We start from the raw sequence: 26,064 nt of genomic DNA, 5'->3' as shown, positions 1-26,064 counted from the left end.
TCCTGCTTGAAGTCTTTTCGCGACAAACGCCGCGACAGCCGCCCGCCCGCAAAAGGCGGAACCGGAGAGGCACGTCTGCACGAGCCGCGTGGGCGGCCGGACGCCAGGCCGCGCGAACCGCGCGACGTGAAACCGGACAGCCAACCCGAACCAAAATCCGCACCGCGCATCCTCGCCCGCCGCGAAGGGTCGCTGCCGGCCGAGCAGCTTCCGGTAATCCTCGAAGTGGCGCCCAACGCCGATTATGCCCTGCTCGACAGCGGCGCCGGCGAAAAACTCGAACAATACGGCCCCTACCGCATCGTGCGGCCCGAGGGCCAGGCGATCTGGCAGAGGGCCTTGCCGGCGAAGGACTGGGAGCGTGCCGACGCCATCTTCACCGGCGACACCGACGAGGAAGGCATCGGCCGCTGGCGTTTCCCGAAGACGCCGCTCGGCGAGACCTGGCCGATGAAGCACGACGGCATCGATTATCTCGGCCGTTTCACCTCGTTTCGCCATGTCGGCGTCTTTCCCGAGCAGGCCTCGCACTGGGACCATATGGCCGGGCTGATCGCGGCGGCCAGACGGCCGGTCAAGGTGCTCAACCTGTTCGGCTATACCGGCCTTGCCTCGCTGGTGGCCGCCCGCGCGGGCGCCGAGGTGACCCATGTCGATGCCTCGAAGAAGGCGATCGGCTGGGCGCGTGAAAACCAGGAGATGGCCGGGCTCGGCGGCAAGCCGATCCGCTGGATCGTCGACGACGCGGTGAAATTCGCCGAGCGCGAGGAGCGCCGCGGCAGCCGCTACGACATCGTGCTGTTCGATCCGCCGGCCTATGGCCGCGGCCCCAAGGGCGAGGTCTGGCAATTGTTCGAGGACCTGCCGGCATTGACCGACCTATGCCGGGCTATCCTGACGCCGAAACCGCTTGCCGTGGTGCTGACCGCCTACTCGATCCGCGCCTCCTTCTTCGCCATCCACGCTCTGATGCGCGATACCTTCGCCGGCATGGGCGGCAGGGTTGAATCGGGTGAGCTGATCATCCGTGAAAAGTCCGCCGGCAGGGCGCTTTCGACCTCATTGTTTTCGCGTTGGGTGGCCTGAATGAACGAGCGGCACGTCGGCGCACCCGGCCAGGTGAAGGAAATCACCAGCCTCGCCAATCCGCTGATCAAGGACATCAAGGCGCTCGCCTTGAAGAAATTCCGCGACCAACAGAACGCCTTCATGGCCGAGGGGCTGAAGCTGGTCATCGATGCGCTCGACCTCGGCTGGCAGATCAGGACGCTTGTGTTCGCCAAGGCCGGGCGTGGCAATCCTGCGGTGGAAAAGGTCGCGGCGCGCACGGTTGCCGCCGGCGGCACGGTTCTCGAAGTGTCGGAAAAGGTGCTTGTCGCCATCACCCGCCGCGACAATCCGCAAATGGTGGTCGGCGTCTTCTCGCAGAAATTCCTGGCCCTGAAGGATATCCGCGCCGACAATGGCGATGTCTGGGTGGCGCTCGACCGGGTGCGCGATCCCGGCAATCTCGGCACCGTCATCCGCACCATCGATGCCGTCGGCGCCAAGGGCGTCATCCTGGTCGGCGACACCACCGATCCGTTTTCCGTCGAGACGGTGCGCGCCACAATGGGTTCGATCTTCGCCGTGCCGGTGGCGAAGGCAACAACCGAGGCGTTCCTTGCCTGGCGCGGCGGGTTTTCAGGCCTCGTCGCCGGTACGCATCTGAAGGGCGCGGTCGATTACCGCTCGGTCGATTTTTCCCGTGGGCCGGTGCTGCTGATGATGGGCAACGAGCAGCAGGGCCTGCCCGAAAGCCTGGCCGCGAGCTGCGACCGGTTGCTCAGGATTCCGCAAGCCGGCCGCGCCGATTCGCTCAATCTCGCCGTCGCCACCGGCATCATGCTGTTCGAGATCCGGCGCGGCGCGCTGAAGCTCGAACCAATCGCCGACCAGCAATGAAGGTTGCCCGCCCGTGAGATCATGGTCCCCCTACGCGCTGCTCGTCGTCGCGGCCATCGCGCTCGATCAGTGGATAAAGCACCTGGTCGAGACCGGCCTGCCCTTCCAGGAAAAGCTCGATCTGGTGCCGTTCCTGGCGCTGTTTCGCACCTACAACACCGGCATCGCCTTCTCGATGTTCTCCTCCTTCGGCGACACCGGCCTGGTGGTCATCGCCGTGCTGGTCGTCGCTTTCGTGCTCTACCTCGCCACCCGCACGCCATCGGCCCACGTCATCGCCCGCACTGGATTTGCCCTGATCATCGGCGGCGCGCTGGGCAATCTGATCGACCGCGCCGTCTACGGTCATGTCATCGACTATATCCTGTTCCACACGCCGGTCTGGTCCTTTGCCGTCTTCAACCTCGCCGACGCCTTCATTTCCGTGGGCGCGGCACTGGTCGTCTTCGACGAACTCATCGGCTGGCGGCGCGAGCCCAAGCCTTCGAACGCCAAGCCTTCCAAAGATTGACCCCACGCGGCCATCGCCGCACAGTCCAGGACGCCAAGCCAGCTCGCGGAGAAAAAGATGTCCGAAACCTTCAAAGCCATCCTCGTCTCGCGCGACGCCGACAAGAAACAGTCGGTCGCCGTGACGGACCTCACCGATGCCGACCTGATGGAGGGCGACGTCACCGTCGCGGTCGAGGCGACGACGGTGAACTACAAGGATGGGCTGGCCATTACAGGCAAGGCGCCGGTGGTCCGCCGCTGGCCGCTGGTGCCGGGCATCGACTTTGCCGGCACGGTCATCTCGTCCTCCAATCCCGACTGGCGCAAGGGAGACAAGGTCATCCTGAACGGCTGGGGCGTCGGCGAGACGCATTTCGGTGCCTATGCCGGGCGCGCCCGCGTCAAGGGCGACTGGCTGGTGCCGCTGCCGGAAGGCATCAGCCCGCATGACGCGATGGCAGTCGGCACCGCCGGCTACACCGCCATGCTCTGCGTCATGGCGCTGGAGCGGCACGGCATCCTGCCCGACCGCGGTCCGGTTGTGGTGACGGGTGCTGCCGGCGGCGTCGGTTCGGTCGCGGTCTCCATCCTGTCCAGCCTCGGTTACCACGTCATTGCGTCGACCGGGCGCAATGCCGAAAGCCCCTATCTGATCAACCTCGGCGCCGCCGAGGTGATCTCGCGCGACGAGCTCAACCAGCCCGCCAAGCCGCTGGCCAAGGAACGCTGGGCGGGCGGCATCGATTCGGTCGGCAGCCACACGCTGGCCAACGTGCTGTCGATGACCTCCTATGGTGGCGCGGTCGCGGCCTGCGGCCTCGCCGGCGGCATGGATCTGCCGTCGAGCGTCGCCCCCTTCATCCTGCGCGGCGTCTCGCTGCTTGGCATCGATTCGGTGATGGCACCGAAGGCTGTGCGCCTCGAGGCCTGGCGGCGCATTGGCTCCGATCTCGACCTGCAGAAGCTCGCCAGCCTGTCCACGACCATCGGCTTCGACGGCATCATCGATGCGGCACGCGACATCGTCGACGGCAAGATCCGCGGACGCGTCGTCGTCGACATGTAATCCCGCCTCGCTGGTCGCGGGCAGCGGACGGATTGCCAATCCAGTGGCGAATCCGCCGCTACCGGGATAAAACCGCCCTATCAGCTAAAATTCGAACGATCCGCCGCAATTTTCCATAATCTCTGTCTGGCAAGGGTTTCGCATGATCGCGGAATCCGACAGCCAACAGGCGAATAAAGGCGACGATGTCGATGCGCTTGCCACGCCGGCGCCGGCGCGGCGGTTTATCGCCGCGCCGCCGCTGGTGCCCGAACAGAAATTGGCCCGGCGGGAAGGCCTGCCGCTGCTGACTTTCGTTGCCATCATCATATTGGCGGGCCTCGCGCATCTGACCGGGGCGCCGATCTTCATCAGCCTCGCATTGCTCGCAACCGGCCTCGCCGGCCTTGGACTGCATCTGCATGCCAGACGCAGCGTCCACCGTACCGTGGTGCTTCTTGACGAGACCACCGCCCGCAGCCGCGCCGAGATCGAGACGCTCGCCGACCGCATGTGGGAAATGCAGGAAAGCGAGGAGCGCTTTCGCGGTCTCATCGACGCGCTTGGCGATCTCGTCATCCATCGCGACCGCGACGGCTACATCGTCTATGCCAACAAGGTGTTCGCCGATCTGGTCGAAACCGATCAGCGCGATCTTGCAGGCAAGACCCTTGCCGAACTCGGCATCGAGGTCGGCATTGTGCCCGACGCCGCCTTTTCCGACCATGAGTGCCTGAGTTCCACCGACGTCGCCATCCGCACGCCGAGCGGCTCGCGCTGGTTCTCCTGGATCGAACTGTCGGTGCGCGACAAGGATAGCGGCGCGGTTTCGCATCGCGCCATCGCCCGCGATATCACTGCCCGCAAGCGCGCTGAATCCTCGCTGATCACCGCGCGCGAGCGGGCCGAATACGCAAGCCAGGCCAAGTCGCGCTTCCTCGCCACCGTCAGCCATGAAATCCGCACGCCGATGAACGGCATCATGGGCATGGCCAGGCTCTTGGCCGACACCAGCCTGTCGCCGGAACAGCAGACTTATGTCGGCGCCATCTCGACCTCGGCCAGCGCCTTGCTCGCCCTGATCGAGGACCTGCTCGACTATTCCAAGATCGAGGCCGGCCGCTTCGATCCGGAGCCGCAGCCGATGTCGGTGCGCGAGATCGCAGACAACATCATCGAATTGCTGGCCGCGCGCGCCTTCGCCAAGGATATCGGTCTCGGCTGCCACGTCGAACCGGATGTACCGCAATTGATCACCGCTGATCCGGGCCGGGTCAGGCAGGTGTTGCTCAACCTCATCGGCAACGCCATCAAGTTCACCGACAGCGGTGGCGTATTGGTCAGCGTCGCGCGCGCCCGCACTGAGAGCAGCGACCGCATCTGCTTCACCATCACCGACACCGGACCCGGCCTGCGCGACGAGGATATGGAGCGCATCTTCGAAGAGTTCGAGCAGGCCGACGGCACCTCGACGCGCGCACATGGCGGGGCGGGCCTGGGACTTGCCATCTCCAAGCGCCTGGTGGCTGCCATGGGCGGTACGATTTCGGTCTCCAGCCGGCTTGGCCAAGGGTCGGAATTCGTCTTCGAAATCCCGGCCGCGGAGGCCACGGAGGCGCCACAGGGTCGGCAGAGCGTGCTTGCCGGCAGGCGCGCGGTGATCTTGTCCAGGAACGCCGTCGAGGCCGACGCCATCGCCCGCACCATCCGCGCCAATGGCGGCACGGCCGGTATCGCGACCACCGTGGCGCAGGCCGTGCCCTTCGCCGAGGGCTGCGACGTGCTTCTGGTCGATGCGGCCATGGAGGAGAGCGACGGGAGACTGCTCAAGCGGTTGCGCCAAAGCGGCTTTTCCGATTGCGAAGCCGTCACGCTGATCGCGCCGACCGACCGCGGCATGCTTGGCGAGTTCCGCGCCAGCGGCTACGCGACCTTCCTGGCCCGGCCGGTGCGCGGGGGAACACTTTTGCGTGTCCTTTTGACCAGCCATGGACCGGCCCTTGCCCAGCCGCAGCCGGAAAAGCGCCGCAACCCGGCACTTCGCGCCCCAAGTGATCGTCAGCAGGGCCTGTCCGTGCTGATCGCCGAAGACAACGACATCAATGCCATGTTGGCCCGCGCCACGCTGTTGAAGGCGGGGCACCGCGTCAAGGTGGTCGGCAATGGCAAGGCCGCCGTCGAGGCTGTCACCAGCGCCGGGCACAAGCACCGCTTCGACGTGGTGCTGATGGACCTGCACATGCCGGTCATGGATGGGCTGGATGCCATTGCCGCGATCCGCCGCCATGAAGAGGAAACGTCGGCGCCGCCCGTACCGATCATGGTGCTGTCGGCCGACAGCCAGGAAAAGACCCGCCATGCGGTGCTCGCCCACGGCGCCAGCGGCTTCGTCACCAAGCCGCTCGACCCCGACGCGCTTGTCAACGCCGTCGAGGGCCAGGTCGCCGCTTGAGCATTCTTTTCTGGCACGCGGCTGATACATGTCGCGCCAAAAGTGGCCGCGGTTTTGCGAGGACGACATGCATGAAAACAGGGGCCTTGAGCGCATCGCCTGGATTCGCGCAAACGCGAAGCGCTTCCTGTCTCCTCACCTAACGTAGCCGGTTGACCGTTTTCGCCAGCCGACGAAGTATTGCCCGCGACGCCGTATCACGGTACTGTCACAATCCTGTTGCACCTACACCGTATCCCCGTGCCAAGAGGGATGGCTCGAAGGAGAATCACTCGTGCATACAGTTATGCCGGAATGTGACACTCGGCCGAACGCCAGCAGCGCCTTGCTTGCCGGACGTAATGTCGATTCCGTCATAAAAGGCGCAGCACTCGGCCGTATCGGCAATCTCGAAGTGCGGCTCGCCCGCAACGAGGCCGAGATCGCGGCCGCGCAGGAAGTGCGCTACCGGGTATTTTACGACGAGCTTGGCGCCCGGAAGGACCTGTTCCAGGCGCAGGACCGCCGTGACGCCGATCGATTCGATCCGCTCTGCGACCATCTTCTGGTGCTGGATACGACGCTTTCCGGCCCCGAACATCGCCGTATCGTCGGTACCTATCGGCTGCTGCGGCAAGAGATCGCGGCCACCGCCGGCGGCTTCTATTCCGAAGGCGAGTTCGAGCTGACCAAGCTCATCGCCCGTCATCCCGGCCAGCGTTTTCTCGAACTCGGCCGTTCCTGCGTTTTGCCGCAATACCGCTCGAAGCGTACCATCGAGGCGCTGTGGCAAGGCATCTGGGCCTACATCAACCACTACGAAATCGGCGTGATGACCGGCTGCGCCTCTTTCCACGGCACCGTGCCGGCCGCTCACGCCGAAGCGCTCACCTATCTTGCCCATCACTGCCGTACCAACTCCGCCTGGGACGTGCGCGCGGTTTCCGATCGGTACTGCTCCATGGATCTGATGCCGATCGAGGCGGTCAACGCCAAGGCGGCGATCGCGGCGATGCCGCCTCTGGTCAAGGGCTATCTGCGGGTCGGCGCCCGCATCGGCGACGGCTGCGTCATCGACCGCGAATTCTCGACCGTCGACGTCTTCGTGGTGATGCCGGTCAAGGAGATCGGTGCCCGCTACGTCAACTACTATGGCGGGGAAGCGCAGCGGTTCGCAGCGTAGTGAGTAGTGAGTAGTGGGTAGTGAACGCCACGCCGCGACATCACAAACACGCTACTGACTACTGACTATTCCCTACTCACTCTCACGGAATATCTTCCGGCCGCCTTCCCGGCCGGCTCTTGTAGGACGGAAACGACCAGCCGAAACGCAGCGCGCCGCCGCGCACGGCGAGCGCCACGCCGAAGCCGGCCAGCCCCGAGATGATCTGCGGCAATCCGGCGACGTCGCCCAGCGTGAAGATCGCGGCGCCTGCCAGAGCAGCCGTCACATAGATCTCCGGCCTCAGCAGCACCGATGGCTCGCCGGCCAGCAGATCGCGCAATATGCCACCGAAGGTCGCAGTCAGCATGCCGGTGATGATCGAAACCACCGGCGAACCGGTGATTGCCAGTCCCTTTGCCGCACCCATCACCGAAAAGGCGGCGAGCCCGATGGCGTCGAGCCACAGCAGCAGCTTGTAGCGGGATTCGACGCGGTGTGCGGTGAAGAAGACCAGGACCGCCACCACAGCGCAGATCAGCACATAGTCGCGGTTTCCCACCCAGAAGACCGGCACATTGAGGATGAGGTCGCGAAACGTGCCGCCGCCGATGCCGGTGACGCTGGCCAGGAATAGGAACCCGATAATGTCGAGTTGCTTGCGCGAAGCAGCCAACGCCCCGGTCGCCGCAAAAACGGCGACGCCGGCATAGTCGAGAAGGGCGATGGGATGCATGGGAAGCCAAGGGAGTAGGGGAATAGGGCAGTAAGGCAGTATGTTTAACACGAAGCCGGAGGGTTGGGACGCCCCCTATCCTCCTACTGCCCTACTGCCCTACTGCCCTACTGCCTAATCCCTAACTACGCATCCTTCTCCGCCTCGTCATTCACCGGCCCCGGCTCGACTGGCGCCTCGGCGGCAATCTTCGGGCCGCCCTTGGCGACGCCGACCATAGCCGGACGCAGCACCCGCTCGCCGATCGAATAGCCCGGCTGCACGACCTGGACCACCGTGTTGGCCGGGACATCGGGATTGGGCACTTCGAACATCGCCTGGTGGAAATTGGGATCGAACTTCTCGCCTTCCGGCGCGAGTTTCTTGACCCCGTGCCGTTCCAGCGCCGACAGCATGGCGCGCTCGGTCAGATCGACGCCTTCGATCAGCGCCTTGAAGCCGGCGTCGCCCGATGCCTTGGCCTCGGCCGGGATGGCGTCCAGCGCCCGGCGCAGATTGTCCGACACCGACAGCATGTCGCGGGCGAAATTCGCAACCGCATAGGTGCGGGCGTCATGCACGTCGCGTGCGGTGCGGCGGCGCAGGTTCTCCATTTCGGCCGCGACACGCAGCGCGCGGTCCTTCAACTCTTCATTTTCCTTCAGCAGTCGCACAAGCGCTTCATAGTCGCCGTCAATGCTGCCTTCCGTGCGCTCGGCATTGGCCTCGGCCGCCTCGACTTCACTGGGCGCGCGTTCGTCTTTTGCCTGGTCGCTCATCGCCGTTTCCCGTCATCTCGAATGGTGTGGATTTTGTGCCCGATATCGAGGTTTGGCGGCCAAAAATCAAGGGGTAGCCGCCATGAGGACCTTTGGTGGACCTGGACGGTGACCAATGGCATTACATCGATTTTAATTCAAATTTTACCGTACTTGCCAGTCTGGCTTGCCACAGAGGCGTGATGTGGGAACCATTCCCTTGCTGGAGGAGTTTCGGAGCCGACACAGGATTTTGAAATGATGACCCGCGACAAGGCTGAAAAAGGAGAAAGGCTCGCCGCCGAAGTCAGGCGCCAGCTCGGTGCCGAGACGATGACGCGCTTTCTGCACACCTTGCCGGCCTTTCGGCCCGAAACCGACATTCCCAACCGCTTCAGAGAGCTGCTTGACCGCCTCGATCGGCTGGAGAGCAATCCGGGCGGTGGCGGACAGCGATAACACACGCAGTCCACCAGTTCGGCTTAAACATCCAGCGCCTTGCCGGTCTCGGCGTCGAACAGGCTCACCTTGGCGATGTCAGGCTCGACAAAGAGCGTCTCGCCGGGGCGGGCACTAATTCTGTCGCGAAACACGGCCACCGTTGGTTCACCGCCGATCGTCAAATGAACCTGGGTTTCTGAGCCCATCGGCTCGACCACGCCGATCAATGCCGCAATTCCCTTGTCCGGGGCGCAGACACTCAAATGCTCGGGCCGGAATCCGTACTGGACCACCTTTCCGTCCACCGCGTTGAAGCGTGAACCGGCCGGCAGAAGGGTTCCGTCTTTTGTTCGCACCACCGGCATGCCGTTGTTGTGTGCGACCACGCCGTTGATGATGTTCATCGACGGCGAACCGATAAAGGTTGCAACGAACACATTGACCGGACGATCGTAGAGATCGAGCGGACTGCCGATCTGCTCCACCCGCCCGTTGTTCAACACGACGATCTGGTCGGCCATGGTCATGGCTTCGACCTGATCGTGCGTCACATAGACGGTGGTGGTGCGCAGGCGCTGATGCAATGCCTTGATCTCGGCGCGCATTGCCACGCGCAATTTGGCATCCAGATTCGATAGCGGTTCGTCAAACAGGAAGACCCGCGGGTTGCGCACGATCGAGCGCCCCATGGCGACACGCTGCCTCTGGCCGCCCGACAACTGCCGTGGATAGCGGTCGAGCAGCGGCGTCAGGCCCAGAATTTCCGCAGCCTTTGCCACCCGCTCGGCCTTTTCCGCCTTCGGCGCTTTGGCAAGCGTCATGGAGAACGCCATGTTTTCGGCGACCGTCATGTGCGGGTAGAGCGCATAATTCTGGAACACCATGGAGATGTCGCGTTGCTTCGGCGGCAGGTCGTTGACGACCTTGTCGCCAATGCTGATCGTTCCGCCCGAAATGTCCTCCAGTCCGGCGATCATGCGCAGCAGTGTGGACTTGCCGCAGCCCGACGGACCGACCAGCACCACGAACTGACCATCCGGAATCTTGACCGAGACGCCGTGCAACACCTCATGCCCGGCGTAGGATTTGAGGACGTTGGCGATTTCGACTGAAGCCATCGGGATTTTTCCTGGGATTGATGAGGCGAGACCTTCAGGTCCCGCTCACATGTATCTTGTCAGTGGACAGGGCACCTTCCGCAATCAGCAATCCGATGCCGCCGTTGGTGAACGCCTCGGCACTTGTGTCCTGCGCCTCGAGCGACACCCCGCCGAAAAGCGCAGCTATGCGCGTGCCCTTTACGGTCAGCATCACCGGAATGGTCTTTTCAAAGACCAGATCGAAATCGGTCTCCGCCAAAACGAGCGTATCCGCGTCCCTTGTGCGGACGATCTGCAGCTTGCCGTCGCGGGTGGCACGCACGGCGTAGTAACGCCGCAGTCCCTGGACCCGCGCGCACACGCCGCCATAGTTGCCAAGGTGAATGACGATATCGCTCGACACCTTGTAGTCGGTCCACTGCCGCGTGCCGTGAATGACGATGCCCTCGTCGCGGCTTTGCGAAATGCGGAAGCTGGGCGGATAGCGCTTGGAAAAGAAGCTGACGCCGTTGACCCAGGCCATACGCCAGAAATCGCTGTCGCCGGCGGGGCGATGCAGCGTCAATTCCGGTGCGCCATCCCATCTGAGATAATCGAGCAGCACACGGCCGTCGGCGCGCTTGCCGTCGCTGGTGATCACGACACCGATCTCGGCGATCGGCTGACCGTCCAGATCCGGCACACGCCACGAAAACACGCGATCCTCACCTGCATTCAAGGTGGCCGCATCACCATCAATGTCGCGCAGGCGATCCTCGCCATCGTAAGCGCGGATGCGCAGCCGAACCGACACCGCGCCCTTGTTGTGGCGATCAGCGACGACGCGCGCCTGGACCACTTGCCCCGGATAAACCAGCGGCGTGGCCATCAGATCGTAGGTGCGCATCGACAGCACCTCGCGCGGCGAGAATGTCGGCGTCGTGACGGCGGCAGTCAGGCCGGGTGCCAGGGCCTCGTAGTTTATGGTCAGGGCACGGGCGTTCTCGAACTCGACATTGCCGACGCGAACGCCGTTGGCGGAGCCATGCCCCTCCACCGGCCGAAAGCCTTGCTGGCTGCCTGACAGCGAGAAGTGAAACTGCGCGCCGCCCTTTGGCGCATCGAGCGGCTTTCCGCCGGCGAGCGCCATGCCGAGGTTGGCGATGTAGTAGGCCGTACGCACCGCGTCGTTGATCGAGTTGCCACCATCGGCCGAGGAGATCAGCAGGCGGTCGGCGATTGGCCCACGCCAGTCCGGCCCGGCCTCGATCCCGTCGAGGCCGAGCATCAGCGCGATCAGGCAGCCGACATTGCCGGCATTGCAGTCGGTATCCCAGCCGGAAGTGTTGACGATCATCTGCGCCTTCTGGAAGTCGTCCGGCGCATAGAGCACGGCCATCACCATCAGCGCGTGGTTGGGCACGACGTGGCAGTTGCCCGGGTATTTGTCATAGCCGTATTTGTCCTCGATCTTCTGCCGTGTGTCGTGCCAGTCGGGATGTTGTTTCACCCAACCGCGGATGTCGGCGATCAGCTTTGCGATCAGGCTGTCACGCGGAATAACCGACAGGCCGGTATCGATGAGGTGGTCGATGTCATCAGACACGAAGGCTTCAGCTTCCATTGCCGCCCACAGCATCGCCGCATGGACGGATTCTCCATCGTGAGAAACCTTGCCGGCCTGCTCGGCAAGCCTTGCCGCCAGCTCCGGCTGCCCAGGCGCAACCATTGCCCAGCCATCGATGAATATCTGTGCGCCGATCTGCTCGGCGACCGTCAGACCGTTGGTGGCGATGGAACCCGAATGCGGAGCCGGGATGCCCTTCTTGAGGTTGAGCCAGGCGGTATGCTCGGTCGAATTACCGCTGCCGCCCCACCACAGGATCGAGCGCTCCTCGACGATGTAGTTGAGCCACGCCTTGCCTATGGCCTCGGCCGGCAAATCGGACGAGATGCCGTAATCCTCGAGCGCGCGGATGAAGGTAAAGGTGCCGGCAACATCGTCGTCGGTGACCACCAGTGGTTGGTTCAGGCGCTCATGCACGTAATAGTCGATCGGCCCGAGTTCCTTCATGATCTTCTGGTAGGTCCAGCCCTCGAACGGCCGGCCGAGATAGACGCCCACCAGCTTGCCAAGCACGCCGGCATAGACCCGTTCCAGATAGTCGTTTGGAATCTGCATGTTCTGCTCCAGATAGTCGAAATTTCAGCCCTTCACCGAGCCGCCCGCCATGCCTTCGATGAACCGTTTCTGCATGGCGACAAACAGCACCACCACCGGCACCACGATGATCAGCGCCGCCGCCATGATCTCACCCCAGTCGGAACTGTATTGTCCGCTGAGCAGGTAGAAGCCGATCACCGCGGTGACCTTGTCCGCCTTCTGCAGGAAGGTCGCGGCGATCAGAAATTCGTTCCAGGAATTGAGCCCGATGATCAGCGCCACCGTCAGGATGCCGGGCGACACGATCGGCAGCATGACCTTGGAAAAAACCTGCCAGTGGGTGGCGCCATCGATCAGCGCGGCTTCCTCGAGCTCCTTTGGCACGGCGATGAAATACGTCCTCAGCAACATCACCGCGAACGGGCTGTAGAGCGCGGTGTAGATCAGCGCGACGCCAAAGACGTTGTTGATCAGCCCGAGCTTGGCGAAGCCGAAATAGAGCGGGAAGATATAAAGCTGGATCGGCGCCGTGGTCGTCGCCAGCAGGTAGAACGTCCAGATCTTCCACGACGCGATTTTCTTGCGCGCCAGCACATAGGCCGATAGCGAGGACGTCGAGCAGACGAGAACAATCGTCGTTCCGGACAGCAGCAATGAATTGACGAAGGTTTTCGAAAACTTGGCGTGTTTCCAGGCGTTGACGAAATTCTCCCAGCGGATGGGGTTGGGCAGTGACAGCGGGCTTTGCACGATCTGCGCTGCCGGCTTCAGCGAATTGAGCACCAGCAAGGCGATCGGAAACAGTGCGATGAACGCACCGATGCCGAGCACGATGTAGGAGATCGTCAGAGTGGTCCGGCTTTCGACCATTCTCATTGCTCGCCCTCCTGCGTCTGCAGGCGCACGTAGAAGAACGTGCCGACGAGGCCGAACAGGCTGATGACCAGCGCCGCCGCGGCTGCCTGGCCGACATTGAGGTCGTAGAAGGCATGGCGGTAGGCAAGCGTCGACAGCACCTCACTCGAAAACGCCGGGCCGCCCTGGGTCAGGATGTAGACGAAGTCGAAGGCTAGGAAGCTCCAGATCACCGTCATGATCATCATCAGCATGATGGTCGGCCGGATTGCGGGCAAAAGCACATAACGCATCATTTGTCCGTAATTCGCGCCCTCGATGCGCGCCGCTTCGATATGTTCCTGCGGCACCTGCCGCAGTGCCGCGAAGAAGATGACGCAGAGGAAGCCCCACCAGTGCCACAGGTCGACCGTCGCGACCCCGAACAGTGCCGTCGAGGGCTGTGCCAGCGGATTGGCCAGCGGCACGCCCATGCGGGCCAGCATGCCGAACACGCCGGTGACGGGGCTGTAGATCATGCCTTGCCAGACCCGCGCGGTGATGACTGTGGCGATGACGACGGGCAGGAAATACACAACCTGGAAAAAATTGCTGCCGCGCCTGACGATTAAAAGCATCGAGGCCGCCAGCAGCCCCATTGCGATCGGCACAACGAGGAAGATGCCGGTCCAGATGATGTTGTTGGTCAGCGCCAACCAGAAGACGCTGTCGGCAAACAGTGCCCGGAAATTGTCCAGTCCCGAAAAAGTCGGCGTTGAAATGCCGTCCCAGTTGCAGAACGCCAGGACGACTGTCAGCAATGCCGGAACCAGCACAACGACGAAATTGATGATCAGCGTCGGGACGAGATAGAGCCGGTGCATGGACGATTGCCCTGGGTTGGGAGGGCGCCGGCTGGGCGCACTCCTTCGGCTGGTTCAGGTGGTTCGTGGCGTTGCCAGCGCCCGGCCTAGGCCCGCTTCGGAACCGCCGGTACTTTGCCGGCCGCCTTTTCCTGCTGGAAGGTTTCGTCGAGTTTCTTGAGGTAGTCCTTCGAGGTGAGTTTCTTCAGCCAGACTTCCTCCATGCCGCTGACGAGATAGGTGTCGGTAGCCGGCGGCAGGAAGGTCCATGTCGTGTAGCCGTACTGACCGGCGCCGACAGCCGACGACAGGTTCTTCATCACCTCGGTGTAGAGCGGCAGCACCTTGTCGGAGAGCTTTACCCCCGAAAGGTCTTTCAAAGGCAGGTTCCACTCGCCTTGCCACACCGAGTTCATGTCACCGTAGAATTTGTCGCTGAACATATAGTCGAGCACCGCAGCCGCACCGTCCGCGTTCTCGGATTTCGCGTTGATCGAGAGCGTCGAGCCGATGCCGAGCGCGTAGACCGGCGGACCGCTCGTGCTCGGAAAGCCAACGAAAGCCGCCTCGGCGTTGTTGGTCGGGAAATAGGTCGGGATGTTGGTGAAACTCCAGGTTCCGCTCGGCGCCATGCCGGCCTGGCCGGTTGCGACCTGAGCGAAAGCCTGCTCCAGCGTCAGCGAGAAATAATTGGGGCCGAAATAGCCGTTCTGCCACCATTCATCGAGCTTATCGATGGCCGCCAGGATGGAGGCGTCCGTCCACGGAATGGCGCCGGTCAGTGCCTTGTAGACATTCTCGGGGCCAGCCACCGAATTGAGCACGATCGAGACATGATGCTCATTGGCCGGCCGCCAGTCGGCATTGCCGGAGCCGAACGGGACCAGGCCCTTGCCCTTCATCTCGTCGGCGAGCGCCTCGAGCTCAGCGATGGTGGTGGGCGCCTTCCAGCTGTTCTTGTCGAACAGCGTCTTGTTGTAGAACAGTCCCAGCGTCTCGTAGGTCTTGGCGAGTGCGTAGAGCTTGCCCTCATATTTGCCCAATTCCATGAACAGCGGCAGCAGCCGGTCGTCCCAGCCGAGTTTTGCGGCATAATCGTCGAGCGGCAACAGCTGCCCGGCCTGCGCCATTGACGCGACATAGCTCGGACCGGCTGTAAAGACGATATCCGGGCCGCTGCCCGAGAGCATGGCTATGCGGAGCTGCTTGTCGAGGTCGGAACCGCGGAAATCGATCGAAAGATCGTCCTGCGGGTGCGCGGCGTTGAACGGGTCGACCAACAGGGTCTTGAGCTCGTCCTGGTTTTCCGGCGAGGCGGATTCATACCAGAAGCCGACCGGCTTCTTGTCGTCGGCGAAGGCCAGGCGCGGGAGCAACGGCAGGGCGGCGAGGCCGAGGCCGGTCTTGAGCAGTGTACGACGTTCCATGTTTCTCCTCCGATATTCTCGTTTCTTGTTTCAGGTTGAGCCGCGTTCGATCAGGCTGAAGGGCATTTCGAGCGCGGTGCCCGCACCCGGCCTGGAGCCGCGCAGCCTTTCCATCAGGATCTGTGCCGCCTTGACTCCGATGTCGCCCTGGAATTGGGCGACCGTGGTCAGGGACGGCGTGACCAGCCGCGCCGCTGAAATATCGTCGAAGCCGGCGACGGCGATATCGCCTGGAATAGCGATGCCGCGATCGCGCAGCGCCTGCATCACACCAATGGCCATGAGATCATTGGCGGCAAAGATCGCCGTCGGGGCGTAGCCGCTGGCCAGCACGGCCTCGGCGGCCCGGGCACCGCCGGTTTCACTGAATTCTTCATCGATGATGACATAGGGCGTGCCGCCGGCCTCGGTGAGCGCGGTACGGTAGCCCTCGACCCGAACGCCCTGAGGCCCGCCCCGACCGGCGACCATGGCGATGCGGTGATGGCCGCGGCCAATGAGAAACTGTGTTACCGCAAGGGCTGCGGCGTAGCTGTCAATATAGATGTCGTCGATGGCGATGTCGCCGCCGCGTTTCTTGCTCGATTCGATGCGCACCACCGGCACGCCCGCATCGACAAGCGGTTTGAAGTCGTCGGCACGTAGCGTGAAGAACACCCCTATCACGCCATCGACACGCCCCTGCCTGGACCAGTCCAGGAAATGCCGCTCGCGCTCGGCGGAGCCATCGGTGCTGACCGCGATCACGTCATAGTTGAGGTCCTCGGCCACCGACTGGATGCCGCGCATCAGCGCCGGATAGAAGGGATTGGTGATGTCGGGCACGATGCAGGCGATGGTCATGGTGCGATTGGTCTTGAGCGCCTGCGCAAACCGGTTCGGCGTATAGCCGAGTTGCACCGCTGCCTTGGTGATCCGCTCCCAGGTCTCGGACGACAGTGCCGGAGACCCGCCGCCGCTCATCACCATCGAGACGCTCGCCTGCGAGACCCCGGCCAGCCGTGCGACATCCTTTTGCGTGGCTCGCTTCAAGAAACAGTTCCTTATACGTATTAGTGATACGTATCAAAACGGACGCAAACCTGAAAGTCAAGTGCTCGAATCTCAGGGCGGACTGACGCACCCCCATCTGGAAATCGGCCGTCGCGCGACAATTACGCACAGTAATTTTGCGTGATGGCTGCCTTGCGGCGGCCACACGCCCCGCCTATGCTTCCTGATGAACATGATTTCCCCCGATGCGGCCGCCAACAGCAAGCGTGCCTGGTTGAAGATTCTGGCGCGCTACAAGAAGCCGGACCGGCGACGCAGCGCCATCGAACTCGCCATCACCCTCATTCCGTTTGCCACGCTCTGGGCGCTCTCTTCGGCCGCCTATGCCTACGGCCATTGGTGGGGGCTGATCCTGATCCTGCCGGCAGCCGGATTCCTGGTGCGCATCTTCATGATCCAGCACGATTGCGGCCATGGCTCCTTCTTCGCCAATCGTTACGCCGACGACTGGATCGGCCGTGCGCTCGGCGTCCTGACGCTGACGCCCTACGATTGCTGGCGACGCGCCCACGCTGTGCATCATGCCAGCGCCGGCAATCTCGACGAGCGCGGCATGGGCGACATCAGGACGCTGACCGTTGCCGAATACCGGCAGATGTCATGGCGCGGCCGCCTTGCCTATCGGCTCTACCGCCATCCGCTGGTGATGTTCGGGCTCGGCCCGATCTGGCTGTTCATCTTCGAGCAAAGACTTCCGATCGGCATGATGCGCGGCGGCCTGACGCCATGGGTGTCATCCATGACCACCAATCTCGCCATCGCGGTTGCGGCCGCCATTCTCATCTGGGCCGTCGGTCCCAGCGCCTTCCTGGTCGTCCATCTGCCGATCGTCATTCTCGCCGGTTCGGCCGGCATCTGGCTGTTCTACGTCCAGCACCAGTTCGAGGAGACGGAGTGGGCAAAGGACGACGACTGGGAATTCCAGCATGCCGCCCTGCATGGCTCGTCCTACTACGACCTGCCGCCGGTGCTGAACTGGTTCACCGGCAACATCGGCGTCCATCACGTCCATCACCTCTCCGCCAAGGTGCCGGGCTACCGGCTGCAGGAAGTGCTGCGGGATTATCCGGAGCTGCGCGGCATCGGCCGCGTCACGCTGCTCGACAGCCTGCGCTGCGTCAAACTGGCATTGTGGGACGAAAACCGCCGCAAGCTGGTGTCGTTCCGCGAAGCACGGGCGGTTATGTAGAGCAATTCCAGGAAAAGTGTGAACGGTTTTCCGTCCGGAATTGCTCGGGAAAGACCGCCGCGCTATTGGCTGCGGCGGTCGTCAAAAGTCCCGGATCAGGCGGCCTGGCGCTCGTCGCGCATCAGGATTTCGCCATGGCGGATCTCGGTGCCAAGCACCTTCAGGCATTCCCGGATGAAGTTGGACAGGCCCGGCCAGCCCTTGGCTGACACCAGATTGCCGTCGACATGGGCGCCGGTCGGTGCGACGTCGATGTAGATGCCGCCGGCCAGCGTCACTTCCGGCTCGCAATAGTGCAGCGCCGCCACTTCCCTGCCCCGCACCACGCCGTCGACCGCGATCAGGATCTGCACGCCATGGCAGATGGTGAAGATCGGCTTGCCGGCCTCATGGAAATGCCGCACCAGCGCCTGCACCCGCTTGTCGATGCGGATGTATTCGGGACCGCGCCCGCCCGCCGCGTAGACGGCGTCGTATTGGGCCGGATCCACCTCGGAAAACGTCTTGTTGAGGATGTAGTCGTGGCCGAGCTTTTCCGTATAGGTCTGGTGGCCTTCGAAGTCGTGCAGCGAGGTCTTCAGGACATCGCCCGCCTTCTTGTCCGGGCAGACGACATGCACGGTGTGGCCGACGGCATGCATGGCCTGTTCAAAGACGAAAATCTCATACTCCTCGCTGAACTCGCCAACGAGCATCAATATTTTCTTGCCAGCCATTCCCGGTTCCTCCCTTGTGGCCATATTTATTTCGGATCACGAAATAATAAGCCTATCCTAAGGGCAGGCCAGTGAAAGGGAAAGTGCAAATCGCACAATTGGTACGACCAGTTTTCTTCATTCTTGGCCGAAGACGCCCCAGCGCGTTTCGCAAGCAAACGAAACAGCACCACTGGTTCGACCAGAGCCGCAGTCAGGCGGCGGCCTTGATCATGTCCGCCGCCTTTTCGGCGATCATGATGGTCGGCGCATTGGTGTTGCCGCCGATCAGCGTCGGCATCACCGAGGCATCGACGACCCGCAAGGCTTCAAGCCCATGGATCCGCAATTGCGGATCGACAACCGCCATCTCGTCGACGCCCATCTTGCAGGTGCCGGCCGGGTGATAGATCGTGTCGGCGCGGGAACGGATGTGGGACATCAACTCCGCGTCGCCCGAAACGCCGGCGGTGTAGATTTCCTTGTGGCGGTATCTGGCCAGTGCCGGCGCCTCCAGGATACCGCGCATCATCCTGACACCCTTTAGCAAAAGCTCGGCGTCGCGTTCGTCGGACAGAAAACGCGGGTCGATGCGCGGTGGCGCCAAAGGGTCGGGCGTCGATAGTCCCACCTCGCCACGCGAATACGGCCGCAGCACGCAGACATGGCAGGAAAAGCCATAGCCCATATGCAGCTTGCGGCCATGATCGTCGACGATCGCGATGCAGAAATGCAGTTGCAGGTCGGGCCGGTCGATCGCGGGATCGGATTTGAGGAAGGCGCCGCCCTCCGCATAGGGCGTGGCGATCATGCCGCCGCCGTCCTTGCGCCAGCGCAACACATGCCGCAGCAGGGCAGGCAGGCCGCGCAGGCCAATGCCCATCATATCGGCGTCCTTCCAAGTCCAGCCCAGGATGAAATCGAGATGATCCTGCCGGTTCTTGCCGACACCGGGCAGTTCATGGATGACCGGGATGCCATGCATGGCAAGCTCGGCAGCCGGGCCAATGCCAGACAGCAACAGAAGCTGGGGCGAACCGAAGGCGCCTCCACAGACGATCACCTCACGCCTGGCCTTCGCAACAGCTACGTCCTTGCCCGCACGATAGCGCACGCCGGCGGCCCGCTTACCGTCAAGGATGATGCCGGTGGCATGCGCTTCGGTGATGACGGTAAGGTTCGGCCTGTTCATGGTCGGGTGCAGATAAGCAGCGGCCGCCGAGCAGCGCTCGCCATTGCGGCGTTCGCCCCAGAATTGCGTGACCTGATAAAGTCCGGCCCCTTCCTGTTCAACGCCGTTGAAATCATCGTTGCGGCGGATCTGGTTTTCGCCGCAGGCCTCGACAAAGGCCCGGGAGAGCGCACGTGGCTCCCGCTGTTCGGCAACCCGCAGCGGCCCGTCACCGCCATGTAGGGCGTTGGCGCCGCGCTGATTGCCTTCCGCGCGCCGGAAATAGGGCAGTACCTCATCCCATGACCAGCCGTCGCAGCCGAGATCGGCCCATTCGTCATAGTCGCTCCGGTGTCCACGCGTGTAGAGCATGGCATTGATGGCGCTGGAACCGCCCAATGCCTTGCCGCGCGGCTGAAAACCCCTGCGGCCGTTGAGACCCTCTTGCGGCACCGTCTGGAAGGCCCAGTTGTTGATCTTCGGCCGTCCCGGCAGCATCGCGATGATGCCGGCCGGCGCGCGGATCAACAGGTTCTTGCCCTCGCCGCCGGCTTCAATCAGGCAGACCGTTTTCGATGGATCTTGGGAAAGCCGAGCGGCAAGCGTGCAGCCGGCGGATCCGCCACCGGCGATGACATAGTCGAAATCCATGATCTTCTCCTCCCGCCCGGCGGATGTTTCCGTCCGGACAGCCAAGAGAAGGCCTGATCAGAGCTGATGTAAAGACGCGCGCGATTACCGCAGCGTCAGTTGCTGCGAACCCGCCGCCAGGAATATTTCGGGCCTTTTGACTCGGGCACTGCGGTTGGCTGGTAGTAGAGCCCCAACCCACCGGTGCGGCCCTCTTCCAGGCGTTTCAGCAGCACCGGGTTGGAAATCTCGAACTCGTCGAAGCCCAGCCGCAGCATATGCGGCAACGGGTCGACCAGCACCTGGCCGGTGGCGCGAACGGCACCTTCGAAATGATAGCGGCTGCGCAGCAGTTCAGCCTTGGAGAAGGAGCGGCCGTCGCTGAAGGCCGGGAAAACCAATGCCACCAGCGACAGCTGGTCGAGCAGGTCTGCGATCTTCTCGAGCTGGTCGCCGGGCTGCAGTACCACGCCGAGCCGCTCCTTGGCCGACCGGCGCACCTCCGGATCAAGGTCGAGGAACGCCTGCAGCGGCAAGATGAAGCGGCCATTGCCGGAAAGCGCGTCCGCACTTTCGGCATGAGCCCACTCGTCCTCGCGAAACCCCTCCGGGGTCCAGAGCCGGGTCTCCGGTGTCGTCGTTTCGGTCATAAAAAAGGTCCTAAATATTCAAACGAGCCAAGGATGTGTTGAGATTCAGGTCAGGCTGCGCCGAAAATGGCGGCTTCCGAGAACCGGAGCGGAGCGTACTTGAAGTACGTGAGCACCGGAAGCGCAGGAAGCTGCCGTTTGCAGGCCAGCCTCACCTGAATATCAGCATATCCTATAGGGATGCATCGGTCAGCGACACTTCCAGTCCCGACAGGTGAATGCCGCACTCGGTCTTGGCATGACCGGCCCAGCGGCCGCTGCGCGCGTCTTCGCCCGGCTGCACCGGCTGGGTGCACGGGAAGCAGCCGATCGACAGATAGCCATAGGCGACCAGCGGATTTTCACGCAGCGCATGCGCGCGCATGTAGTCCGCCTGATCCGATGTCGTCCAATGCGCCAGCGGATTGATGCGGATGCGCGGGCCGACAGCCTCGAACACCGGCAGTCCTGCCCGCGTCGAGGCCTGGAAGCGCTTGCGGCCGGTGAACCAGGCGCGAAACGGCGCCACACCGCGCGCCAGCGGCTCGACCTTGCGCACGTCGCAGCAGGCATCAGTGTTGCTCTGGTGCAGATTGCCCGTCGGGTCGATCCGCTCGAGCGCGGCCTCCTCGGGCTTGATCACCCGAATGTTGGTCAGCCCGAAATCGGCGACGAGCGCGTCACGGTAGCCGAGCGTCTCCTCGAAATGCTTGCCGGTGTCGAGGAAGATGACCGGCAGCGTACGGTCGATCTCGGCGATCATGTGCAGCAGCACCGCCGAATCCGCCCCGAAGGACGACACCGCGGCGATCTCGTCGTGAAAGAGTTCGCGGGCCGAGCGTTCGATGATCTCGAGCGGCTTCAGATGGCCATAGAGCGCATCAAGCCCCGCCGCTTTCGCGGCGGCGCCGTCATCGACATCGACTATCCGGTCAAGCGGCCTTGGCTTCGCCAGCATAGAGCGCCTCCTTGAACGGCGCGGGACCGACACGGCGGTAGGCGTCGATGAATTTTTCCTGCGGGTTGAGCCGAAGGCCGAGATAGGTCTCGACGATCTGCTCGATGGCGTCGGTGATCTCTTCCGACGAGAAGCCACGGCCGATGATCTCGCCGACCGACGTGTTCTCGTCGGCCGAGCCGCCCAGCGTCACCTGATAGAGCTCGGAGCCCTTCTTCTCGACGCCGAGGATGCCGATATGGCCGACATGGTGATGGCCGCAGGCATTGATGCAGCCTGAGATCTTCAGCTTCAACTCACCGATGTCGCGCTGACGTTCCAGCGAAGCGAAGCGTTGCGAGATTTCCTGCGCGATCGGGATCGAGCGCGCGGTGGCCAGCGCGCAATAGTCGAGGCCCGGGCATGAGATGATGTCCGATATCAAATTGGAATTGGCCGTCGCCAGTCCGATGTCGACCAGCGCATCATAGACCGCCTTGAGGTCGGCGCGCGCCACATGCGGCAGGATCAGGTTCTGCTCGTGGCTGACACGCAGCTCGTCGAAGGCGTATTTCTCGGCGATGTCGGCGACCGCTTCCATCTGACTGTCCGAAGCGTCGCCCGGCACCTCGCCGATGCCCTTGAGCGAGATCGTCACCGCCGCATAGTCGGGATGGCGGTGCGTCACCACATTCTGGTCGAGCCACTCGGAGAAGCCCTTGGAATCGAGGCGCGCCAGCTTGACCGCCTGGTCGCCTTCCGGCCGGTCAGTGAGCGCCGGCGGCGCGAAATAGGCTTCGATGGCGCGGATATCGGCATCCGGCAGCTTCAGCTCGGCGTCCTTCAATTCCTGCCACTCGGCTTCGACCTGGCGGGTGATTTCCTCGACGCCGGTCTCGTGGACCAGGATCTTGATGCGCGCCTTGTACTTGTTGTCGCGGCGGCCGTAGAGGTTGTAAACGCGCAGGATCGCCGTGCAGTAGGACAGAAGGTCGGCTTCCGGCAGGAAATCGCGGATCTTCCTCGCCACCATCGGGGTGCGGCCCTGGCCGCCACCGATATAGACGGCGAAACCGAGCTCGCCGGCGGCGTTCTTCTTCACATGAAGGCCGATGTCATGCGTCTGGATGGCGGCGCGGTCACGCTCCGCCCCTGTCACCGCGATCTTGAATTTTCTGGGCAGGAACGAAAATTCCGGATGCACCGACGACCATTGCCGCAGGATTTCCGCATAGGGGCGCGGATCGGCAACCTCGTCGGCGGCCGCACCGGCAAAGTGGTCGGCGGTCACGTTGCGGATGCAGTTGCCGCTGGTCTGGATCGCGTGCATCTCGACGCTGGCGAGATCGGCCAGGATCGCCGGAATGTCCGACAGCGCCGGCCAGTTGAACTGGATGTTCTGGCGCGTGGTGAAATGGCCGTAGCCCTTGTCGTATTTGCGGGCGATATGGCCGAGCATGCGCAGCTGCTTGCCGTTCAGCGTACCATAGGGCACCGCGATGCGCAGCATATAGGCGTGCAGCTGCAGATAGACGCCGTTCATCAGCCTGAGCGGCCGGAACTGGTCCTCGGTGATCTCGCCGGACAGCCGGCGCTGGACCTGGTCGCTGAACTCGGCGACGCGGGCCTGGACAAAATCGTGGTCGAACTCATCGTAACGGTACATGCTTCGTCTTTCAGGGCGCGTCCGCCCGTTTCACTCAAATCTGGCTACGCCGCCCGCTCGGCCTGCTTGCCGAGATCGTTCCGGATGGTCGGTCCCGCGGCGCGGATCTTTTCGCGCAGCCGCACCGGCTCGACAACGCCGTCGACGACGTCCGCATCGATCAGATTGACATCGACCACTTCATTGTCGGCATAGGCCTTGGCACCGATCGCCTCCAGGCGGTCCTCGGCCGCCTTGTCATGGGCAAGGTCGGCGTGGCCCACCGTCTCGGCCCAGCCGCCATCGGCATACCAGACGGCGATGCCATCGGTCAGGCGGTTGGCGGTCAGTATCTTCATGGCTGAACTCTCTCAGTGGCGGCTTTGGCCGCGCCTTCATACCTGTGTGCCGCGAGCGGCTCGGACCGTTCAAAATTGGCGCCCGCGACCGCATCGCCGATAATGGTCATGACCGGCCCGGAAAGATCGCCACGCGCTTCCAGCGACGGCAGATCGGCCAGCGTGCCGTGGAAACGGCGCCGGTTGGCCAGGCTGGCATTCTCGACCACGGCCACCGCCGTGTCAGGCGACAGCCCGGCTTCGATCAGCCGGCCGGCGACTTCAGCCGCGACCGAGCGGCCCATATAGACGGCGACGGTCGCACCGGAAATCGCGAGCTTGGCCCAGTCAGGCAATGAATTGCCCTTGAGATCGTGGCCGGTGGTGAAGACCATCGACGACGACACACCGCGCAAGGTGAGCGGCAGTTCGAAATCGGCGGCGGCGGCAAAGGCCGCGGTGACGCCGGGAACCACCTCATAGGCGATGCCGGCATCGCGCAGAGCCGCCATCTCCTCACCGGCGCGGCCGAACACCAGCGGATCGCCCGACTTCAGCCGCACCACGCGCTTGCCCTGGCGGCCAAGCTCGACCAGCAGCGCGTTGATCTCGGCCTGGCTCTTGGTGTGGCAGCCCTTGCGTTTGCCGACCGGAAGGCGCTCGGCATCGCGGCGGCCCATGGCGACGACCGCCTCCGGCACCAGCGCGTCATGGACGATGACATCGGCTTCCATCAGCAGGCGATGCGCACGCAGCGTCAAAAGATCCTCGGCGCCGGGACCGGCGCCGACCAGGGCGATGTGGCCCGCAGCCGGTGCGTTCGACAGCAGAAGATCGACGGCCGCGTCATGCGCCTGCGACAGCTGGCCGGCTTCGACGGCTCGGGCCGGAGCACCCTGGAAAAAGCTGCTCCAGAAGCGGCGGCGGGCGTTGCCTTTCGGTAGCAATTTTTCGGCCGCGCCACGCAGCGAAGCGGCGAGCGTTGCCAGCGACCCAAGCGACGGCGACAGCATCTGATCGATGCGGCTGCGCAGCATCTGGGCAAGCACCGGGCCGGCGCCTTCAGTTCCGATGGCAATGGCGACCGGCGCACGGTTGACCAGAGCCGGGGTGAAGAAATCGCAGAGCTCCGGCCGGTCGACGGCATTGACGGGGATACCCAGCTTGCGGGCGTCCGCGGCGACACGGCGGTCAAGCGCCTCATCGCCACTGGCGGCAAACACCATGACCGCGCCTTCGAGCTGCGAGGCATCGTAAGCTGCCGCGAAATGGCTGGCGCCGGACTGAGCGATGAAGGCAAGCAGCTCCGGTTCGGCATCTTGGGCGATAATGCGCAGCACCGCGCTCGACTGCCCGATCAGCCGCGCCTTGGCCAAAGCTTCCTCGCCGCCGCCTACAATGGCCACGGCTTCGCCCTCGACCCGCACGAACACGGGAAAGGCGTTGAGCTTGGCATTGGTATGCGGCATGACAAAAGCAATCCGGGAACAGTGTCGCAGTTTTACGCCCGGGCGCGAAAAACCAGAAGCAAAGCACTCGCGCATCCTGTGATGGCAGGCAATCGCTTTTTCGCAACTGCGAAAGGCAGGAGAAAAATATTCCACATCCAGGGTGTGGACGGATTCAAGCCGCTGAAGCGGGCCTTGATTTCAGGTCTTTTTAGCCACCTGCCATTTGTTTCGCAAAACAGTTTTTTCTAATTTCTACCAATTCAGTAGATTAAAGTCGCCGGCCGCCGACTCCCAACCCTCGGCCTCGGTCGGGGGGCATTCAGCTGGCTTATGCAGGTGGAACATTACTGCTTCCCAAGGCGTTCCCATCACGTCCACTACCCAAAATCGAAACCGCAGCGGAGTGCCGCATAAGGCGTCGCCGCAGCAAGGAAAGGAACCCATCATCATGGGCACGATCAAGCTGAAGCACGGCATCTGGGTCATGGTGGCCGACGGCGAAAAAGCGCTCTTCCTCAAGAATGCCGGCGGCAACAAGTTTCCCAACCTTGAGGTCGTGCAGATGATGGAACAGGACACTCCGCCAACCCGCGAACAAGGCACCGACAGTCCAGGTCGGCACAATGATGGCCCGTCGGTGCATCGCAGCGCCGTCGAAGACACGGACTGGCACCGGATCGGCAAGGAGCGCTTCGCCGATGACATTGCCGCCCGGCTCTACAAGCTCGCGCATGGCGGCGAATTCGACGAGATTGTCCTTGTCGCGCCGCCCGTGGTGCTCGGCGCCATGCGCAAGAAACTGCACAAGGAAGTCGAGGACAAGGTGACGGCTGAAATTCCGAAGACGCTGACCAACCACGCCATCTCTGAGATCGAGGCCTTGCTGCAGGCAGCCTGACCGCAGGCGACGGGCCGGCCATCGAAACGAAGCCATCGTGAGCCCAAATCGGACCGGCGGCTTCTCAGCCGCC

25 protein-coding genes are annotated in these 26,064 nt (G+C 63.2%); 10 read left to right on the top strand and 15 right to left on the bottom strand.

The window, feature by feature from the left end:
* Nucleotides 1–6: 6 nt before the first annotated feature.
* The 6 genes from DBIPINDM_RS23745 to DBIPINDM_RS23720 all read left to right on the top strand — a co-directional run bounded on the left by DBIPINDM_RS23745 (nt 7) and on the right by DBIPINDM_RS23720 (nt 7,095).
* Nucleotides 7–1,086, top strand: a complete 1,080-nt coding sequence (locus tag DBIPINDM_RS23745) for a class I SAM-dependent rRNA methyltransferase (RefSeq protein WP_258581498.1) — start codon at nt 7–9, stop codon at nt 1,084–1,086.
* Nucleotides 1,087–1,944, top strand: a complete 858-nt coding sequence (locus DBIPINDM_RS23740) for a TrmH family RNA methyltransferase (protein ID WP_258581497.1) — start codon at nt 1,087–1,089, stop codon at nt 1,942–1,944. It abuts the gene before it with no gap.
* A gap of 13 nt (nt 1,945–1,957) precedes the next feature.
* Nucleotides 1,958–2,455: a signal peptidase II gene (gene lspA, locus DBIPINDM_RS23735; RefSeq protein WP_027043264.1), complete on the top strand. Its 498-nt coding sequence runs from the start codon at nt 1,958–1,960 to the stop codon at nt 2,453–2,455.
* Nucleotides 2,456–2,512: 57 nt separating this feature from the next.
* Nucleotides 2,513–3,502: an MDR family oxidoreductase gene (locus DBIPINDM_RS23730; RefSeq protein WP_258581496.1), complete on the top strand. Its 990-nt coding sequence runs from the start codon at nt 2,513–2,515 to the stop codon at nt 3,500–3,502.
* 142 nt (nt 3,503–3,644) lie between these two features.
* The gene (locus DBIPINDM_RS23725; RefSeq protein ID WP_258581495.1) at nt 3,645–5,933 is read left to right on the top strand and encodes a PAS domain-containing hybrid sensor histidine kinase/response regulator; all 2,289 of its coding nucleotides are present in this window, start codon (nt 3,645–3,647) and stop codon (nt 5,931–5,933) included.
* A 286-nt stretch (nt 5,934–6,219) separates the two neighbouring features.
* On the top strand, nt 6,220–7,095 hold the full coding sequence (locus tag DBIPINDM_RS23720; RefSeq protein WP_056577807.1) for a GNAT family N-acetyltransferase: 876 nt from the start codon (nt 6,220–6,222) through the stop codon (nt 7,093–7,095).
* Between the two features lie 82 nt (nt 7,096–7,177).
* Here DBIPINDM_RS23720 and DBIPINDM_RS23715 read toward each other — a convergent pair whose 3' ends face one another.
* Together DBIPINDM_RS23715 and grpE are read right to left on the bottom strand one after the other, a co-directional pair.
* On the bottom strand, nt 7,178–7,810 hold the full coding sequence (locus tag DBIPINDM_RS23715) for a trimeric intracellular cation channel family protein (protein ID WP_096450254.1): 633 nt from the start codon (nt 7,808–7,810) through the stop codon (nt 7,178–7,180).
* Nucleotides 7,811–7,935: 125 nt separating this feature from the next.
* The gene (grpE, locus tag DBIPINDM_RS23710; protein ID WP_258581494.1) at nt 7,936–8,568 is read right to left on the bottom strand and encodes a nucleotide exchange factor GrpE; all 633 of its coding nucleotides are present in this window, start codon (nt 8,566–8,568) and stop codon (nt 7,936–7,938) included.
* A gap of 237 nt (nt 8,569–8,805) precedes the next feature.
* Between grpE and DBIPINDM_RS23705 the strand changes: the two genes are divergently transcribed.
* Nucleotides 8,806–9,006 (top strand): hypothetical protein, encoded by a 201-nt coding sequence (locus tag DBIPINDM_RS23705; RefSeq protein WP_258581493.1) that lies wholly within the window; start codon nt 8,806–8,808, stop codon nt 9,004–9,006.
* A gap of 23 nt (nt 9,007–9,029) precedes the next feature.
* Here DBIPINDM_RS23705 and DBIPINDM_RS23700 read toward each other — a convergent pair whose 3' ends face one another.
* From DBIPINDM_RS23700 to DBIPINDM_RS23675, 6 genes are all read right to left on the bottom strand, one after another.
* A complete protein-coding gene (locus DBIPINDM_RS23700) occupies nt 9,030–10,106 on the bottom strand; it encodes an ABC transporter ATP-binding protein (protein WP_258581492.1) in 1,077 nt (358 codons plus the stop codon).
* Nucleotides 10,107–10,140: 34 nt separating this feature from the next.
* Complete coding sequence (locus tag DBIPINDM_RS23695; protein ID WP_258581491.1) at nt 10,141–12,249, bottom strand: ADP-ribosylglycohydrolase family protein; 2,109 nt, start codon at nt 12,247–12,249, stop codon at nt 10,141–10,143.
* A 24-nt stretch (nt 12,250–12,273) separates the two neighbouring features.
* Complete coding sequence (locus tag DBIPINDM_RS23690; protein ID WP_258581490.1) at nt 12,274–13,107, bottom strand: carbohydrate ABC transporter permease; 834 nt, start codon at nt 13,105–13,107, stop codon at nt 12,274–12,276.
* Nucleotides 13,104–13,949, bottom strand: a complete 846-nt coding sequence (locus tag DBIPINDM_RS23685) for a carbohydrate ABC transporter permease (RefSeq protein WP_258581489.1) — start codon at nt 13,947–13,949, stop codon at nt 13,104–13,106. Before DBIPINDM_RS23685 ends, DBIPINDM_RS23690 begins: the two co-directional genes overlap by 4 nt.
* A gap of 86 nt (nt 13,950–14,035) precedes the next feature.
* On the bottom strand, nt 14,036–15,355 hold the full coding sequence (locus tag DBIPINDM_RS23680) for an ABC transporter substrate-binding protein (RefSeq protein ID WP_258581488.1): 1,320 nt from the start codon (nt 15,353–15,355) through the stop codon (nt 14,036–14,038).
* Between the two features lie 30 nt (nt 15,356–15,385).
* Nucleotides 15,386–16,387 carry a LacI family DNA-binding transcriptional regulator gene (locus DBIPINDM_RS23675; protein ID WP_258581487.1) on the bottom strand — a complete coding sequence of 334 codons (1,002 nt, stop codon included), beginning with the start codon at nt 16,385–16,387 and terminating at the stop codon, nt 15,386–15,388.
* A gap of 187 nt (nt 16,388–16,574) precedes the next feature.
* Here DBIPINDM_RS23675 and DBIPINDM_RS23670 point away from each other — a divergent pair, with 187 nt between their 5' ends.
* Nucleotides 16,575–17,597, top strand: coding sequence for a fatty acid desaturase (locus DBIPINDM_RS23670; protein WP_258581486.1), 1,023 nt, complete (start codon nt 16,575–16,577; stop codon nt 17,595–17,597).
* Between the two features lie 95 nt (nt 17,598–17,692).
* On the opposite strand, the gene DBIPINDM_RS23665 is transcribed toward DBIPINDM_RS23670, so the two are convergent.
* The 7 genes from DBIPINDM_RS23665 to cysG form a co-directional block, all read right to left on the bottom strand.
* Nucleotides 17,693–18,313, bottom strand: a complete 621-nt coding sequence (locus DBIPINDM_RS23665) for a DJ-1/PfpI family protein (protein ID WP_095199533.1) — start codon at nt 18,311–18,313, stop codon at nt 17,693–17,695.
* 193 nt (nt 18,314–18,506) lie between these two features.
* Complete coding sequence (locus tag DBIPINDM_RS23660) at nt 18,507–20,114, bottom strand: GMC family oxidoreductase (RefSeq protein WP_258581485.1); 1,608 nt, start codon at nt 20,112–20,114, stop codon at nt 18,507–18,509.
* Between the two features lie 95 nt (nt 20,115–20,209).
* A complete protein-coding gene (locus tag DBIPINDM_RS23655) occupies nt 20,210–20,743 on the bottom strand; it encodes a DUF934 domain-containing protein (protein WP_258581484.1) in 534 nt (177 codons plus the stop codon).
* A gap of 172 nt (nt 20,744–20,915) precedes the next feature.
* The gene (locus DBIPINDM_RS23650; RefSeq protein WP_258581483.1) at nt 20,916–21,680 is read right to left on the bottom strand and encodes a phosphoadenylyl-sulfate reductase; all 765 of its coding nucleotides are present in this window, start codon (nt 21,678–21,680) and stop codon (nt 20,916–20,918) included.
* Nucleotides 21,655–23,325: a nitrite/sulfite reductase gene (locus DBIPINDM_RS23645; RefSeq protein WP_258581481.1), complete on the bottom strand. Its 1,671-nt coding sequence runs from the start codon at nt 23,323–23,325 to the stop codon at nt 21,655–21,657. The genes DBIPINDM_RS23650 and DBIPINDM_RS23645 overlap by 26 nt, the downstream gene beginning before the upstream one ends.
* A gap of 44 nt (nt 23,326–23,369) precedes the next feature.
* The gene (locus tag DBIPINDM_RS23640; protein ID WP_258581480.1) at nt 23,370–23,663 is read right to left on the bottom strand and encodes a DUF2849 domain-containing protein; all 294 of its coding nucleotides are present in this window, start codon (nt 23,661–23,663) and stop codon (nt 23,370–23,372) included.
* Entirely contained in the window at nt 23,660–25,111 is a 1,452-nt protein-coding gene (gene cysG / locus DBIPINDM_RS23635) for a siroheme synthase CysG (RefSeq protein ID WP_258581479.1), read from the bottom strand. The genes DBIPINDM_RS23640 and cysG overlap by 4 nt, the downstream gene beginning before the upstream one ends.
* 21 nt (nt 25,112–25,132) lie before the next feature.
* On the opposite strand from cysG, the gene DBIPINDM_RS23630 reads away from it, so the two are divergent.
* Nucleotides 25,133–25,342, top strand: coding sequence for a hypothetical protein (locus DBIPINDM_RS23630; RefSeq protein ID WP_258581478.1), 210 nt, complete (start codon nt 25,133–25,135; stop codon nt 25,340–25,342).
* A gap of 199 nt (nt 25,343–25,541) precedes the next feature.
* The gene (locus DBIPINDM_RS23625; RefSeq protein ID WP_258581477.1) at nt 25,542–25,991 is read left to right on the top strand and encodes a host attachment family protein; all 450 of its coding nucleotides are present in this window, start codon (nt 25,542–25,544) and stop codon (nt 25,989–25,991) included.
* Nucleotides 25,992–26,064: the final 73 nt, after the last annotated feature.

Origin of the sequence: Mesorhizobium sp. AR02 (assembly GCF_024746835.1) — a bacterium.
Lineage (GTDB): Bacteria > Pseudomonadota > Alphaproteobacteria > Rhizobiales > Rhizobiaceae > Mesorhizobium.
The sequence above is the reverse complement of the archived record's forward strand: the minus strand, read 5'-3'. Positions and strand labels throughout refer to the sequence as shown.

What these genes read in the sequence shown, in the direction of transcription:
- DBIPINDM_RS23730 (WP_258581496.1), top strand. Translation starts at nt 2,513, where the DNA reads ATGTCCGAAACCTTCAAAGCCATCCTCGTCTCGCGCGACGCCGACAAG.
- DBIPINDM_RS23640 (WP_258581480.1), bottom strand. Translation starts at nt 23,663, where the DNA reads ATGAAGATACTGACCGCCAACCGCCTGACCGATGGCATCGCCGTCTGG.
- DBIPINDM_RS23645 (WP_258581481.1), bottom strand. Translation starts at nt 23,325, where the DNA reads ATGTACCGTTACGATGAGTTCGACCACGATTTTGTCCAGGCCCGCGTC.
- DBIPINDM_RS23660 (WP_258581485.1), bottom strand. Translation starts at nt 20,114, where the DNA reads ATGGATTTCGACTATGTCATCGCCGGTGGCGGATCCGCCGGCTGCACG.
- DBIPINDM_RS23680 (WP_258581488.1), bottom strand. Translation starts at nt 15,355, where the DNA reads ATGGAACGTCGTACACTGCTCAAGACCGGCCTCGGCCTCGCCGCCCTG.
- DBIPINDM_RS23740 (WP_258581497.1), top strand. Translation starts at nt 1,087, where the DNA reads ATGAACGAGCGGCACGTCGGCGCACCCGGCCAGGTGAAGGAAATCACC.
- DBIPINDM_RS23650 (WP_258581483.1), bottom strand. Translation starts at nt 21,680, where the DNA reads ATGCTGGCGAAGCCAAGGCCGCTTGACCGGATAGTCGATGTCGATGAC.
- DBIPINDM_RS23670 (WP_258581486.1), top strand. Translation starts at nt 16,575, where the DNA reads ATGAACATGATTTCCCCCGATGCGGCCGCCAACAGCAAGCGTGCCTGG.
- DBIPINDM_RS23720 (WP_056577807.1), top strand. Translation starts at nt 6,220, where the DNA reads ATGCCGGAATGTGACACTCGGCCGAACGCCAGCAGCGCCTTGCTTGCC.
- DBIPINDM_RS23705 (WP_258581493.1), top strand. Translation starts at nt 8,806, where the DNA reads ATGATGACCCGCGACAAGGCTGAAAAAGGAGAAAGGCTCGCCGCCGAA.
- DBIPINDM_RS23715 (WP_096450254.1), bottom strand. Translation starts at nt 7,810, where the DNA reads ATGCATCCCATCGCCCTTCTCGACTATGCCGGCGTCGCCGTTTTTGCG.
- DBIPINDM_RS23685 (WP_258581489.1), bottom strand. Translation starts at nt 13,949, where the DNA reads ATGCACCGGCTCTATCTCGTCCCGACGCTGATCATCAATTTCGTCGTT.
- DBIPINDM_RS23695 (WP_258581491.1), bottom strand. Translation starts at nt 12,249, where the DNA reads ATGCAGATTCCAAACGACTATCTGGAACGGGTCTATGCCGGCGTGCTT.
- DBIPINDM_RS23700 (WP_258581492.1), bottom strand. Translation starts at nt 10,106, where the DNA reads ATGGCTTCAGTCGAAATCGCCAACGTCCTCAAATCCTACGCCGGGCAT.
- DBIPINDM_RS23665 (WP_095199533.1), bottom strand. Translation starts at nt 18,313, where the DNA reads ATGGCTGGCAAGAAAATATTGATGCTCGTTGGCGAGTTCAGCGAGGAG.
- cysG (WP_258581479.1), bottom strand. Translation starts at nt 25,111, where the DNA reads ATGCCGCATACCAATGCCAAGCTCAACGCCTTTCCCGTGTTCGTGCGG.
- DBIPINDM_RS23725 (WP_258581495.1), top strand. Translation starts at nt 3,645, where the DNA reads ATGATCGCGGAATCCGACAGCCAACAGGCGAATAAAGGCGACGATGTC.
- DBIPINDM_RS23655 (WP_258581484.1), bottom strand. Translation starts at nt 20,743, where the DNA reads ATGACCGAAACGACGACACCGGAGACCCGGCTCTGGACCCCGGAGGGG.
- grpE (WP_258581494.1), bottom strand. Translation starts at nt 8,568, where the DNA reads ATGAGCGACCAGGCAAAAGACGAACGCGCGCCCAGTGAAGTCGAGGCG.
- DBIPINDM_RS23690 (WP_258581490.1), bottom strand. Translation starts at nt 13,107, where the DNA reads ATGAGAATGGTCGAAAGCCGGACCACTCTGACGATCTCCTACATCGTG.
- DBIPINDM_RS23625 (WP_258581477.1), top strand. Translation starts at nt 25,542, where the DNA reads ATGGGCACGATCAAGCTGAAGCACGGCATCTGGGTCATGGTGGCCGAC.